At 70.0% G+C, this 12583-nt stretch carries 9 protein-coding genes; 7 read left to right on the forward strand and 2 right to left on the reverse strand.

Going from position 1 to position 12583, the window contains the following annotated elements:
* Positions 1 to 502 precede the first annotated feature (502 nt).
* The 3 genes from V7Q42_RS15990 (at position 503) to V7Q42_RS16000 (ending at position 5237) form a co-directional block, all read left to right on the forward strand.
* A complete protein-coding gene (locus tag V7Q42_RS15990) occupies positions 503 to 2158 on the forward strand; it encodes an alpha-amylase family glycosyl hydrolase (protein WP_333825099.1) in 1656 nt (551 codons plus the stop codon).
* 46 nt (positions 2159 to 2204) lie between these two features.
* Positions 2205 to 3818: an alpha-amylase family glycosyl hydrolase gene (locus V7Q42_RS15995; RefSeq protein ID WP_333825100.1), complete on the forward strand. Its 1614-nt coding sequence runs from the start codon at positions 2205 to 2207 to the stop codon at positions 3816 to 3818.
* Between the two features lie 210 nt (positions 3819 to 4028).
* A complete protein-coding gene (locus V7Q42_RS16000) occupies positions 4029 to 5237 on the forward strand; it encodes a multidrug effflux MFS transporter (RefSeq protein ID WP_333825101.1) in 1209 nt (402 codons plus the stop codon).
* A gap of 43 nt (positions 5238 to 5280) precedes the next feature.
* On the opposite strand, the gene V7Q42_RS16005 is transcribed toward V7Q42_RS16000, so the two are convergent.
* Positions 5281 to 7458 carry a glycoside hydrolase family 3 N-terminal domain-containing protein gene (locus V7Q42_RS16005; protein WP_333825102.1) on the reverse strand — a complete coding sequence of 726 codons (2178 nt, stop codon included), beginning with the start codon at positions 7456 to 7458 and terminating at the stop codon, positions 5281 to 5283.
* A 287-nt stretch (positions 7459 to 7745) separates the two neighbouring features.
* Between V7Q42_RS16005 and V7Q42_RS16010 the strand changes: the two genes are divergently transcribed.
* The 4 genes from V7Q42_RS16010 (at position 7746) to V7Q42_RS16025 (ending at position 11485) form a co-directional block, all read left to right on the forward strand.
* Positions 7746 to 9479 carry an ABC transporter ATP-binding protein/permease gene (locus tag V7Q42_RS16010; protein WP_333825103.1) on the forward strand — a complete coding sequence of 578 codons (1734 nt, stop codon included), beginning with the start codon at positions 7746 to 7748 and terminating at the stop codon, positions 9477 to 9479.
* A gap of 70 nt (positions 9480 to 9549) precedes the next feature.
* Positions 9550 to 10482 carry an AraC family transcriptional regulator gene (locus V7Q42_RS16015; protein WP_333825104.1) on the forward strand — a complete coding sequence of 311 codons (933 nt, stop codon included), beginning with the start codon at positions 9550 to 9552 and terminating at the stop codon, positions 10480 to 10482.
* Entirely contained in the window at positions 10479 to 11186 is a 708-nt protein-coding gene (locus V7Q42_RS16020) for an AzlC family ABC transporter permease (protein WP_333825105.1), read from the forward strand. The genes V7Q42_RS16015 and V7Q42_RS16020 overlap by 4 nt, the downstream gene beginning before the upstream one ends.
* Positions 11183 to 11485 carry an AzlD family protein gene (locus tag V7Q42_RS16025; protein ID WP_333825106.1) on the forward strand — a complete coding sequence of 101 codons (303 nt, stop codon included), beginning with the start codon at positions 11183 to 11185 and terminating at the stop codon, positions 11483 to 11485. Before V7Q42_RS16020 ends, V7Q42_RS16025 begins: the two co-directional genes overlap by 4 nt.
* Before the next feature lie 5 nt (positions 11486 to 11490).
* Here the strand turns inward: V7Q42_RS16025 and V7Q42_RS16030 are convergent, their stop codons facing one another.
* Positions 11491 to 12555, reverse strand: a complete 1065-nt coding sequence (locus V7Q42_RS16030) for an endo-1,4-beta-xylanase (RefSeq protein ID WP_333825107.1) — start codon at positions 12553 to 12555, stop codon at positions 11491 to 11493.
* Positions 12556 to 12583 lie beyond the last annotated feature (28 nt).

Raw genomic sequence — 12583 nt, forward strand, 5'->3', positions numbered from 1 at the left:
GGAACATGGCGGACGTGTCCTCGTGAGGTGGGATCGAAGCGGGCGACGCCCGGGCCTGCCGAGGGACCGACTTCGCATCGGCTGAAGATCGCGGCCGGATCCGTCGAAGCGGCGGCGGGAACGGAGGTCACATCTAGCGCGACATCCGAACTCGTGGAACCCCTTGGTTCGTCCGGTCGCGACCTCCGCGGCCCTTGCCCCTGCGGGCCGATCATCGGTTCGGCGATCACACCGGAAATGAAGAAACGAACCCGTTCGCGTCGGGACATTTCTGTCCCAGCGACGGACGCCGGGCTCGCCGTCGACGGAGATCGGTTACGGCCCGTCGGCGGCCGAATGGGAGGGGTGGTGCCGCGCCCGTCGTCCGTGCCTCGGAATTTGGAACACCGCATTGATCCTACGGTATTTTCCGCCGCTTCCGGGTCGTCGGCGGCGGGTCTATGATGCCGTTCCCGGCGCCGGCGCGAGACGCGCCGCCACCGAACGATCCAGGAGGAGTTCCATGCCGTTCCATCCCGCGACCCTCGCCGAGCCGTGGTGGAAACGCGGCATCTTCTACAATCTCTATCCCTGCTCCTACCAGGACGGCGACGGCGATGGTTGGGGCGACCTCACGGGCATCCGCTCGCGCCTCGATCATCTCGTCCGCCTCGGCGTCGACGGGGTCTGGCTGACGCCGATCTACGTCTCGCCGATGAAGGACTTCGGCTACGACGTCGCCGACCACACCGCCATCGGCCCGTTGTTCGGCACGCTCGCCGAGTTCGACGGGCTCGTCGCCGAGGCCCATGACCGCGGGCTGCGGATCGTCCTCGACTTCGTGGCGAACCACACCTCGGACCGGCACCCGTGGTTCCTGGAGAGTCGCGCCTCGCGCGACAACCGGCGCGCCGACTGGTACGTCTGGCGCGATCCGGCGCCCGACGGCGGGCCACCCAACAACTGGCGCTCGCTGTTCGGCGGCAGCGCTTGGTCGTGGTGCGAGGAGCGGGGTCAATATTGGTATCACGCCTTCCTCGCCGAACAGCCGGATCTTAACTGGCGCAATCCGGCGGTGGCGGCGGCGCAGCACGAGGTGATGCGGTTCTGGCTGGACCGCGGCGTCGACGGGTTCCGGGTCGACGCCATGTGGCACCTGCTCAAGGACCCGGCGTGGCGCGACAATCCGCCCAATCCCGACTTCCGCCCCGGCGAGCCGGCGATCCGCGAATTCCTGCAGATCCGCACCGCCGACCTGCCCGACACCGTCGAGGTGGTGCGCGGCCTCAGGAAGGTCGTCGACGAGTTCCCGGACAAGGTGCTGATCGGCGAGCTCTATCTCGATTTCGAGCGGATCTGCGCCTACTACGGCGAGGCTCTCGACGGCTGCCATCTGCCCTTCAATCTCCACCTGATGATGGACCCGTGGCGGGCCGACGCCGTCGCCGACATGATCCGCACCTACGAAGCGGCTCTGCCGAAGGGCGCCTGGCCGAACTGGGTGATCGGCAATCTCGACAATCCGCGTGTCGCGTCGCGATTCGGGCCGGGACAGGCGCGTGTCGCCGCCATGTTCCTGCTCACCGCCCGCGGAACGCCGTTCCTGTGGCAGGGCGACGAAATCGGCATGACCAACGGCGTCGTGCCGCCCGAGCGGATCCGCGACCCGCAGGAGAAGCAGGAACCGGGACTCGTCGACCACAATCGCGACATCGCCCGCACACCGATGCAATGGGACGCCTCGCCCGGCGCCGGGTTCTCGAGCGGCGAGCCGTGGCTGCCGCTGGCGCCCGACCACGCGTTCCGCAACGTCGAGACCGAGGAGCGCGATCCGAATTCGATCCTGTGGCTGCACCGGCGGCTCGCCGCGCTGCGCCGCGCCCATCCGGCGCTGGCGATCGGCGAGGTCACGGTCCTCGGCGGGGAAGACGACGTCCTCGCCTATGTGCGCAGTCACGGCGCCGAACGCTTCGTCGTCGCTCTCAATTTCTCGCAGACGCCGCGCGCCGTCTCGATCCCGCAGGCCGCTGGCGGGCGGGTGGCACTTTCGACGGGGTCGGACCGCGACGGCGAGACGGTCGGCGAGATCGTCCGCCTCGGCCCCGACGAGGGGGTGGTGATCTCCCTCATCGGCGAAGACCGCCGCGAAGCGGAGACCCGTGATAGTGTCGTTCGATGACGATGTCCGCCCGGCCCACGTCTCGATGCCGGGCAAGGAGGATGTGATGGACCCTCATCCCGCGACCCTGGCGGACCCCTGGTGGAAGCGCGGTATCGTCTATCAGGTCTATCCGTGGTCGTTGCAGGACACGAACGGCGACGGGATCGGCGATATCGCCGGCATCCGATCGCGTCTCGACCATTTCGTCGATCTCGGCGTCGATGCGTTGTGGTTGTCGCCGATCTTCGTCTCGCCGATGCGGGACTTCGGCTACGACATCGCCGACTATTGCGACATCGACCCGCTGTTCGGGACACTCGCGGATTTCGACGCGCTGCTGGCCGACGCCCACGATCGCGGCATCCGCATCCTTCTCGACTTCGTGCCGAACCACACCTCCGACCAGCATCCCTGGTTCCTGGAGAGCCGGTCGAGCCGGGACAACCCGCGCGCCGACTGGTACATGTGGCGCGACCCGGCGCCCGACGGCGAGCCGCCCAACAACTGGCGCTCGATGTTCGGCGGCGGCGGCTGGAAATGGTGCGAGGAACGCGGCCAGTACTGGTATCACGGCTTTCTCGCCGAGCAGCCGGACCTCGATTGGCGCAATCCGGCCGTGGTCGCGGCGATGCACGACGTCCTGCGCTTCTGGCTGAAACGCGGCGTCGACGGCTTCCGCGTCGACGTCATCTGGCATCTGCTCAAGGACCCGCAGTGGCGGGACAATCCGCCCAACCCGGACTACAAGCCGGGCGAGCCCAAGGTGCGCGAGCTGCTGCAGATCCGCACCTGCGACCAACCCGGCATCCTCGATCTGGTGAAGGGCTTCCGCCGCGTGCTCGACGAGTTCCCCGACAAAGTGCTGATCGGCGAGCTCTATCTCGATTTCGACCGGCTCTGCACCTATTACGGCGAGACCCTCGACGGCTGCCATCTGCCGTTCAACTTCCACCTCATCATGGATCCGTGGCGGGCCGACGTGGTCGCCCGCTCGATCGAGATCTACGAGACGGCGCTGCCCAAGGGGGCGTGGCCCAACTGGGTGCTCGGCAACCACGACAACGGCCGCGTCGCCTCCCGCTTCGGGCCGCCGCAGGCGCGCGTCGCCGCCATGTTCCTGCTCACGGCGCGGGGCACGCCGACGATCTTCCAGGGCGACGAGATCGGCCTCGAGAGCGGCGTCATCCCGCCCGACCGGGTGCGCGATCCGCAGGAGAAGCAGGAGCCCGGCCTACCCGGCCACGATCGCGACATCGCGCGGACGCCGATGCAGTGGGACGCCTCGCCGCTCGCCGGTTTCTCCACGGTGGAGCCGTGGCTGCCGCTGGTCCCCGGCCACGAGCGCTGCAACGTCGCGGTGGAGAGCGGCGATCCGCACTCGGTGCTGACGCTGCATCGCCGCCTGATCGCGTTGCGGCGCGCCCGTCCGGCGCTCGCCGTCGGTGACGTCATGGTGCTGACCGGGGCGAACGACGTCCTCGCCTACATGCGCTGCCGCGGCGACGAGCGGCTGCTCGTCGCCCTCAATTTCTCGCACGAGGCGCGCGAGGTGTCGTTGCCCGAGGCGGTCGGCGGGCGTATCGCGCTGACCACCGGCCTCGTCCGCGAAGGCGAAGCGGTGGGCGAAACGTTGTCGCTCGGTCCCGACGAGGGTGTGGTGATCGACATCCTCGGGTGAGGTCGGGCGCCACGGCCGGGGCCGCGGATCCTCTATAGGAAATCCGAATGACCGGGTCCGACTTCCGATCCGCTTGTTCGCGAACCGCGGTTCGCCCGGAGCGACGCGGGGGTTAAGATGTTTCGTCGACCGGACGACGAGGGCGGGTGTCCGTCGCGGCGTCCGCGGCGACGCGATCGCCCACCCTGCCCGTCCCGTTCGAGATCTTCCATGTCCTCGACGCCCGCATCACCGCCGCGCTCCGACCACCCCGGACGCGGGGCGCCGATCGTGCCCTTCGCCGCGGCGCTGTTCGCGGTGCTGCCGATGTCGACCGACATCTACCTGACGGCGATGGTCGATCTCGGGCGCGATTTCGGCGTCGACATCGCCGGCGTGCAGCGGACGATGCTGTCGTTCACCCTCGGGTTCGGGCTCGCCCATCTCTTCATCGGCCGCTTCGCCGACCGGATCGGCCGGCGGCCGACGGCGCTCGTCGGCCTGACGATCTACACCCTCGCCTCGATCCTGGCGGCGTCCGCCCCGAGCCTCGACCTCCTGGTGGCGGCGCGGTTCGTCCAGGGCATGGCGGCGGCGACCGGCCCGATCGTCTCGCGCACCCTGATCCGCGACACGGTCTCGGCCGAAGGCGCCGGCCGGGCGCTCTCCAAGATGGGCGCCTTCGTCGGCATCGCGCCGCTGACCGCGCCGCTTCTCGGCACCTTCGCCGCCCATCTCGGCGGTTGGCGCGCGACGATCGTCGTCCTCGTCCTCTACGGGGCGATCCTCACCACGGTGCTGTGGCGGCGGCTGCCGGAGACGCGACCGGCGGCGGTCGGCGGCGGCGACGGGATCTCGATCGTCGCGGCGCTCGGCCGGCTGGTGCGCCACCGGGTGTTCCTGATCGGGGTGGCGGCGCTGGCCGCCGGCTACGGCATCCTGCTCACCTGGCTCACCACCTCGGGCTTCCTGCTGATCGGCACCCTCGGCATGAGCAAGCTCGAGGCCTCGGCGGTCTACACCATCGGCTCGGCCGGGTTCGTCTCGGGCAGCCTCGTGTCGATGCGCCTCGCCCAGCGACTGCTGCCGCGCCACATCCTCCGCACCGCGGCGGCGCTGCTCATCCTCGGCACGACGATGCCGGCACTCGTGCTGTGGCTCGGCTTCGGCCACTGGGCGGTGATCCTCGTCACCGTCTTCCCTTTCTATTTCGGCTGGGGCATCGGCCAACCGATGGCGATCGCCATCACCATGCAGCCGTTCCCGGAGATGGCGGGTCAGGCCTCGGCTTGGCTCGGGCTCTTCCAGCAGGTCGGCGGCATCGCCCTGTCGCTGGTCGCCGCCCATTTCGGCGGCGGACTGGCGACGCCGCTCACCATGGCGCTCGGCGCGCTGCTCTTCACCGCCGCGGTCTTCGTACCGCCGCCGAAGGTGCGGTGACCCCGGCGGGCGAGGGTGCCGAGGCACCCGATCTCGCGAAGAGTCACGCCACCAGCGCGTCGCCCAGCAAGGTCACCTCGAGGCTCTTCAGGGTCTCGCGGTCGGCGCTGTCTCCGACCAGCAGATCGAAGACCCCGGGTTCGGCACGGGCGACCATGTCGGGGCCGAAGCAGAAGAAATCCTCCGGAGCGAGGATGAAGCGGACGGTGCGGCGCTCGCCGGCGGCGAGGTCGATGGTCTCGAAGCGCTTCAGCTCCATGATCGGCCGGGTGGTGGAGGCGACCCGATCGTGCAGGAACAGGAACACCGTGGTGGCGCCGGCGCGCGCGCCGGTGTTGGCGACGTCGACCTCGACCTCGAGCGGCTCGCCCGCCCAGAAGGTCGCCGCGGCGCGCGGCGCCGAGATGTCGAAGGTGGTGTAGGCGAGGCCGTGGCCGAAGGGCCAGAGCGGGGTGTTGGGGCTGTCGACCCAGCGAGTGGTGAAGTGCTCGCCCGGCGCCCAGGGGCGACCGCTCGGCCGCTCGTTGTAGAAGATCGGGATCTGGCCGACGTGGCGCGGCCAGGAGACCGGCAGGCGGCCGGAGGGCGAGCGGGCGCCCGAGACGATGTCGCCGACCGCCGGACCGGCTTCCGAGCCGAGATACCAGGTGATCAGCACCGCGCCGACCTCGTCGTAGAGCCAGGTCTCGGTCAGTGGCCGGCCGCAGGCGAGGAGCAGGACGACCGGCTTGCCGGTGGCGATCACCTTCCTCGCCAGTTCCTCCTGGCGGCCGGTCAGGCGGATGCGGGTGCGGCTCGCCGCCTCGCCGGTGAGGAGCGCCGGTTCGCCGATGGCGAGCAGCACCACCTCGGCCTTCTTCGCCGCTTCGACGGCGCGGGCGATGTCGGCGTCGTCGGTTTCCGGCGACGGGCCGTCGAGGGCGATGTCGCAGCCCTTCTCGACGATCACTTCGCGATCGGGGAAGGCGGCGGCGATGCCGGCGGCGAGCCCGGTGATCGGCTTCATGTCGGCGAGGGCGAACCACGAGCCGAGCGCCTCGTCGTCCTTGACCGCGGCGTGGCCGATGAGGGCGATCGGCCCGCCGGCCTGTGACAGCGGCAGGAGACCGGCATCGTTCTTGACGAGCACCATGGAGACGACCGCCGCCTCGCGGGCACAGGCGCGGCGATCGACGAGCGGACGGGAGACGCCGCCCTCGACCGAGCCGCGGCCGTAGGGGTCGTCGAAGAGGCCGAGGCGCTCCTTGGCGGCGAGCACGCGGCGCACCGCGGCGTCGATGTCGTCCATCGAGATCAGGCCGCGCTCGAGCGCCGGCTTCAGTCCCTCGGGATAGGCGCTGCTCTGCATGTCGATGTCCATACCGGCCTTCAGCGCCAGCGCCGCGGCTTCGGCGTCGTCGGCGGCGACACCGTGGGCGATCAGTTCACGGATGGCGTCGAAGTCGGAGATGTAGATGCCGTCCCAGCCCCATTTCGTGCGGACGAGATCTGTGAGGAAGCCCTTGTCGCCGGACATCGGCCGACCGGCGATGTCGATGAAGGCCGGCATGATGGCGAGGGTTCCGGCCTTCACCGCCGCTTCGAAAGCCGGCAGATAGGCCTCGTGCAGCATGCGCTCGGAGATGTCGACGGCGGCGTAGTCCCGCCCCGCCGTGCAGGCGCCGTAGGCGACGAAATGCTTGGCGGTGGCGGCGATGGCGTCACGACCGGCGAGGTTCGCGGTCTGGAAGCCTTCGACCTTGGCGCGGGCGAGCATGCAGCCGACGTGCGGATCTTCGCCCGGTCCCTCGATGATGCGGCCCCAGCGGGGATCGCGGGCGAGGTCGAGCATCGGCGCGAAGGTGAGGTGGAGGCCGTCGTCGGCAGCCTCTTCGGCGGCGATGCGGGCGCTCTCCCGCCACACGTCGGGGCGGAAGGCGGCGGTTTCGCCGAGCGGCACGGGGAAAGCGGTGTGATAGCCGTGGATGACGTCGAGACCGAAGATCAACGGGATCTTCAGGCGGGTCTCCTCGACCGCGATCTTCTGCAGCGCATGGATGCGGTCGCGGCCGACGAGGTTCAGAACCGAGCCGCAGCGCGCGGCGCGGACGTCGGCGATGCTGGGATCGGCGGCGGCCTTCGGCCCGGTGACGATGGTGTCGGCGCCGAGTGAGATCATGATCAGCTGGCCGATCTTCTCCTCGAGCGTCATTGCGGAAACGAGTGTCTCGATCCTCGACATGGGGTGCCTCCCGCCCTTCGGTCTTCGCACTCGTCAATCTTGACAGAGAAGGGTCGATATTCGGTGAATCCGTCGCCGCGACGTCACGCCCGCCGGCGCGCGGCGCGCAGGGCCGACATGGCGGTTGAAACGGCGACGCGGGGCAGGCAAAGTCGATGCGAACCCTCCCCGCAGCGTCGGGCGAACCGCCCGACCCCCGGGGAACCGGATCCACCATGACGGCCACGACCTCGTCCTCCGACACCCCCTCCGCTCCCACCGGGAGACCCGGAGTCGCGCCGCTGCCGATGCCCTTCGGGATCTTCGGCCACGTCCGCCAGGTGGTCGGCCGAATGGCCGGTTCGCCGGATCGGCGCGCCCTGTTCTGGCTGGTGGTCGCCCTCGTCGTCGTCATCGTCTCCAACATGGGCGGCCAGCTCTGGCTCAACGACTGGCAAGGCCAGTTCTACGACGCGCTGGAACGGCGCGACTGGCCGGGCTTCGTCACCCAGTCGCTGAACTTCCTGAAGATCGCCGGCACGCTGCTCGTTCTCGTCGTGGCGCAGACCTGGCTCACCGAGATGATCAAGATCCGGCTGAGGTCTTGGCTGACGGAGAACCTGCTCGACGACTGGCTGGTGTCGAAGCGAACCTATCTGCTGACCTTCGCCGGCGAATCGGGCGCCAATCCCGATCAACGCATCCACGAGGACGCCCGGCACTTCGCCGAACTGACGGCCGATCTCGGCGCGAGCCTGTTGCAGGCGACGCTGCTGCTGGTCTCCTTCGTCGGGGTGCTGTGGGTGCTCTCCGAACAGGTGAAGTTCGAGATCGGTGGCAAACTCGTCGCCATCCCCGGCTACATGGTGTGGTGCGCCGTCGGCTTCGCCCTCGCCGGGTCGACGCTGACCTGGTGGGTCGGCCGACCGATGGTCGAGGACAACGCCGCGCGTTACGCCCGCGAGGCGGAGATGCGGTTCGCGCTGGTGAGGATCGGCGAATCGGCGGAGGGCATCACGCTCTACGGCGGCGAGGCCGACGAGCGGCGCACGGTGGCGATGCTGTTCGACAACGTCGTCAAGGCGATGCGGCGGCTCGCCGACGATCTCGCCCGCCTCACCTGGGTCACCTCCGGCTACGGTTGGCTCGCTCTGGTGGTGCCGGTGATCGTCGCCTCGCCCGGCTATTTCGTCGGCGCCATGTCGCTCGGCGGCCTGATGATGGTGGTCAATTCGTTCAATCAGGTGCAGTCGTCGCTGCGCTGGTTCGTCGACAACTTCTCTCGGCTCGCCGACTGGCGGGCGACCTTCGTCCGCATCGAGGCGTTGCACGAGGCGCTCGCCTCGCTCGATCGCCCCAACGGCGTCCACGGACACATCGATTTCGTCGTCGACCCCGACGACGGGCTGGTCTTCGACGACTTCGAACTGGCGCTGCCGAGCGGCCGCGCCGCCTTCGAGAAGCCCTCGCTCGGCATCACCGCCGGCGAGCGGGTGCAGATCTTCGGCGAACCGTCGGCCGGCAAGTCGACGCTGTTCCTGGCGCTCGCCGGCCTGTGGTCGCGCGGCAACGGCACCATCCGCCTGCCGCCGCGCGATCGCATCGCCTTCGTACCGGAGCGCCCCTACTTCCCGCTCGGGTCGCTGCGCGAGGCGCTGGCCTATCCCGAACAGGGCGACAGTTTCGAATCGCGGGCGATGGAGACGGCGCTCGACGCGGTCGGCCTGCGGCGTCTGGCGAGCTGCCTCGACGACGTCGAACGCTGGGACAAGCGGTTGTCGACCGACGAACAGCAGATGCTCGCCTTCGCCCGGGTGCTGATCCACAAACCGGCGTGGATCATCATGGACGACGCCACCAGCGACCTCGACATCACTCAGACGCGGCGGATCTTCGAGGCGATCGACATGCTCGCAGGGGTGACCGTCGTCTCGCTGACCCGGTCGGAGGATCTCGGCGACTTCTTCCACCGCTCGGTGCGCCTCGGCCGTCGACCGCGGATCTCCGGCTGGCGGGCGCGGCCGGTGGGCGCGCAGGGGTGAAGGCGGCGCGGTCGTCGGGAACGCGTCGCCGTCCGCAGAGCGATTTCATTCAAGACGGGAGGTGCGGGACGTGGCAGCATCGGCCACGATGACCACGGCCCCGTCGACCCATGACCACGAGGTGCCGCCGCTCGCGCCCGGCGAGACGGCGCGCTATTTCGTATCGCCGCGCTTTCCCGATCTCGACTGCCTGACCGCGACCTTCACCACCCACACCTATTCGCCACACACCCACGACACCTACGTCATGGGATCGGTCGGCGCCGGGGTCGAAGTGTGGAACGCGCGCGGCCGCAAGCACTATGCCGGCGCGGGCGATCTGCTCTTCAATCTGCCGCTCGACGTCCACGACGGCATGCCGTGGGAGGGCGGCTATTCCTACCGCATGACCTATCCGAGCGAGGCCTTCCTCACGGCGTTGGCCACCGAGGTCTCCGGCAGGCGAGCGACGACGCCGTTCTTCCGCGACAGCGTCGTGCACGATCCGCGCGGCTCGGCGCTGTTCGAGACGGCCCACCGGCTGCTCGAGAGCGGGCACGACGGGCTGGCGGCGGAGGAGATGTTGATCGAGGCCTACGCCCATGTCCTCGACCACCATGCCGGTGTCGGCCTCGTGCGGACGGGCCGCGAGGGCGGACCGGTGGCGCGGGTGATGCGGGAGATCGAAGAGCGCTACCGCCAGGATCTCAGGCTCGCCGATCTCGCGCGCCTCGCCGGGCTCTCCACCCATCATCTGATCCGCGCCTTCCGCCGCGAGGTGGGGCTGACGCCGCACGCCCATCTGATCGGCGTCCGGGTGCGCCGCGCCCGCGATCTGCTGCGCGCCGGCGAGATGCCGGCCGCGGTGGCGAGCGCCGTCGGTTTCGCCGATCAGGCGCATCTGACCCGGGTGTTCAAGGCGCGCATCGGCGTCCCGCCGGGCGCCTACCGTCGCGCCGTGATCGAGACGGGACGATTTCGTTCAAGACCGGCGGGGTCGCCGGCGGCATCGTCGCCGGCATGAACACCCGTGACACCCCTTCCGCCGCCGCCGAGATCCGCCAAGCGATCGTCGACATCACCCCGGCGATGGTCGCCGCCGCGCCGATCGGCCTGCTCTACGGGGCTCTGGCCACCGCCGAGGGCATGAGCGTCGTCGACGTGCTCCTGACCTCGGCGCTGGTCTTCGCCGGCGGGGCGCAGTTGGCGGCGGTGCAGATCTGGTCCTATCCGGTGCCGATCGCCGCCCTGCTGGTCTCGACCCTGCTGATCAACGCTCGCTACATTCTGATGAGCGCGTCGCTGGCGCCCAAGGTGGCGCATCTGCCGCTTCTCGGCCGCATCCTCGGCTTCCACGTGCTCGCCGACGAGAACTGGGCGATGTCGGAGCGCCGCGCCGGGGGTGGGCGAATCTCGGCCCCGTACTTCTTCGGCATGGGCGCGGTGTTCTGGGTCAACTGGATGAGCTTCTCCTTCCTCGGAGCGCTCACCGGACCGCTGATCGGCGATCCGACCCGCTTCGGCGCGGACTTCGCCTTCACCGCGATGTTCATCGCGCTCACCGCCGGCTTCGCCAAATCGCGGACGTCGGTGATGGTGATCGTCGCGGCGGCTCTGGCGGCGGCGGGGACGCATCTGACGGTCGGTGCGCCGTGGCACGTGCTCGCCGGGGCGCTCACCGGCATCACCGTGGCGGCGATCCTCGATGGCGGAGAGGCGGCGCGATGAGCGACCAGACCGCCACCCTCCTCGCCATCCTCGGCATGGCGGCGGTGACCTTCGGCTGCCGCATCTCCGGGCTGCTGCTCGGGCCGCGGTTCCGGCCGACCGGGCGGCTCCGCGCCGCCTTCGACGCCATACCGCCGGCGGTGCTGACGGCGGTGATCGCGCCGACCGTGCTGGTCACCGGCTGGCCGGAGACCCTCGCCGCGGCGGCGACGATCGTCGCCGCCTTCCGCGCGCCGATGCTCGCCACCATCGTCACCGGGGTGGTCGCGGTGGTGGCGCTGCGCCACGGGCTCGGCTGAGAAGGTCAGCGCGCCGCGCGCGCCCGGAACGCCGCGACCATGGCGTCGAACGCCGGCTTCGGTTGCAACGCGCGATCGAAGGGCAAGGGCCGGGCGTCGGCGCCGTGGACGTCGCGGTAATGGCTGAAGCCGTCGGCGAGTTCCCAGGTGATGACGGTCGTCACCTTCGGCTCGCCGAGGGCGGTGTCGAGCACGACGCGATAGACCTCGGCGACGCGGGCGTCGCGTTCTTCGGCCGAGCCGGGGAAGATGTGATCGTCGACGTCGAGCTCGGTGATCCAGATCTCGACGTCGCGGGCGGCGAGGTCGGCGAGGAAGCGCCGCCAGCCGACCGGATCGAAGGGGCGGCCGCGGGTGATGTGGCCCTGCAGGCCGACAGCGTCGATGCGCAGGCCGGCGGCGCGGATGTCGTCGACGAGGCGCAGCAGGCCGGCGCGCACCGTGAGGCCGAGGTGGTCGCCGGATTCGGTGAAGGCCTCGTTGAGCACCAGTTTCGCCCCCGGATCGGCCTTGGCCGCAGCGCGGAAGGCGGCGAGGACGTAACCGGGGCCGAGGGCGTCGTACCAGGGGCCGCCGCGGAACCCACCCTTGTTGCCGTGGTCGGGCCAGAAGGGCTCGTTGACCACGTCCCAGGAGTGGATGCGGCCGGCAAAGCGTTCCATCACTTCGCCGACGTGGCGATCGAGCCAGGAGGCACGACGCTCGCGCGACAGCGCCTTCAGCCAAGCCGGCAGGTTCTCGTTCCAGATCAGCGTGTGGCCGCGGACGGGGATGCGGGCTTCCTCGGCGAAGCGGACGAGCCGCTCGGCGCCGGAGAAATCGGCCTCGGGGCCGCGAGGGCGCAAGGCGTCGAACTTCATCGACCAGTCGGTCGTCAGGATGCGCGCCTCGCGGCGCAGCAGGTCGCCGTAGGCGCGATCGTCGACGGCGTCGCGGTCGAAGGCGGAGCCGAAGGTGACGCGGGCGCGGGCGGCGGCGTCGCCGAGCGTCGTCGCGGCGAGGGCGCTGCGGCCGGGAAGGCCGGCGGCGAGGGCGGCGAGGGACCCGGTCAGGAGATCACGACGACGCATCGGCGGTGTCCTCCACGGCGACATCGGC

Source organism: Pinisolibacter sp. (genome assembly GCF_036782435.1).
GTDB lineage: Bacteria > Pseudomonadota > Alphaproteobacteria > Rhizobiales > Ancalomicrobiaceae > CALBKH01.

What these genes read in the sequence shown, in the direction of transcription:
- V7Q42_RS16005 (WP_333825102.1), bottom strand. Translation starts at nt 7,458, where the DNA reads ATGTCGAGGATCGAGACACTCGTTTCCGCAATGACGCTCGAGGAGAAG.
- V7Q42_RS16000 (WP_333825101.1), top strand. Translation starts at nt 4,029, where the DNA reads ATGTCCTCGACGCCCGCATCACCGCCGCGCTCCGACCACCCCGGACGC.
- V7Q42_RS16010 (WP_333825103.1), top strand. Translation starts at nt 7,746, where the DNA reads ATGCCCTTCGGGATCTTCGGCCACGTCCGCCAGGTGGTCGGCCGAATG.
- V7Q42_RS16030 (WP_333825107.1), bottom strand. Translation starts at nt 12,555, where the DNA reads ATGCGTCGTCGTGATCTCCTGACCGGGTCCCTCGCCGCCCTCGCCGCC.
- V7Q42_RS16020 (WP_333825105.1), top strand. Translation starts at nt 10,479, where the DNA reads ATGAACACCCGTGACACCCCTTCCGCCGCCGCCGAGATCCGCCAAGCG.
- V7Q42_RS15990 (WP_333825099.1), top strand. Translation starts at nt 503, where the DNA reads ATGCCGTTCCATCCCGCGACCCTCGCCGAGCCGTGGTGGAAACGCGGC.
- V7Q42_RS15995 (WP_333825100.1), top strand. Translation starts at nt 2,205, where the DNA reads ATGGACCCTCATCCCGCGACCCTGGCGGACCCCTGGTGGAAGCGCGGT.
- V7Q42_RS16025 (WP_333825106.1), top strand. Translation starts at nt 11,183, where the DNA reads ATGAGCGACCAGACCGCCACCCTCCTCGCCATCCTCGGCATGGCGGCG.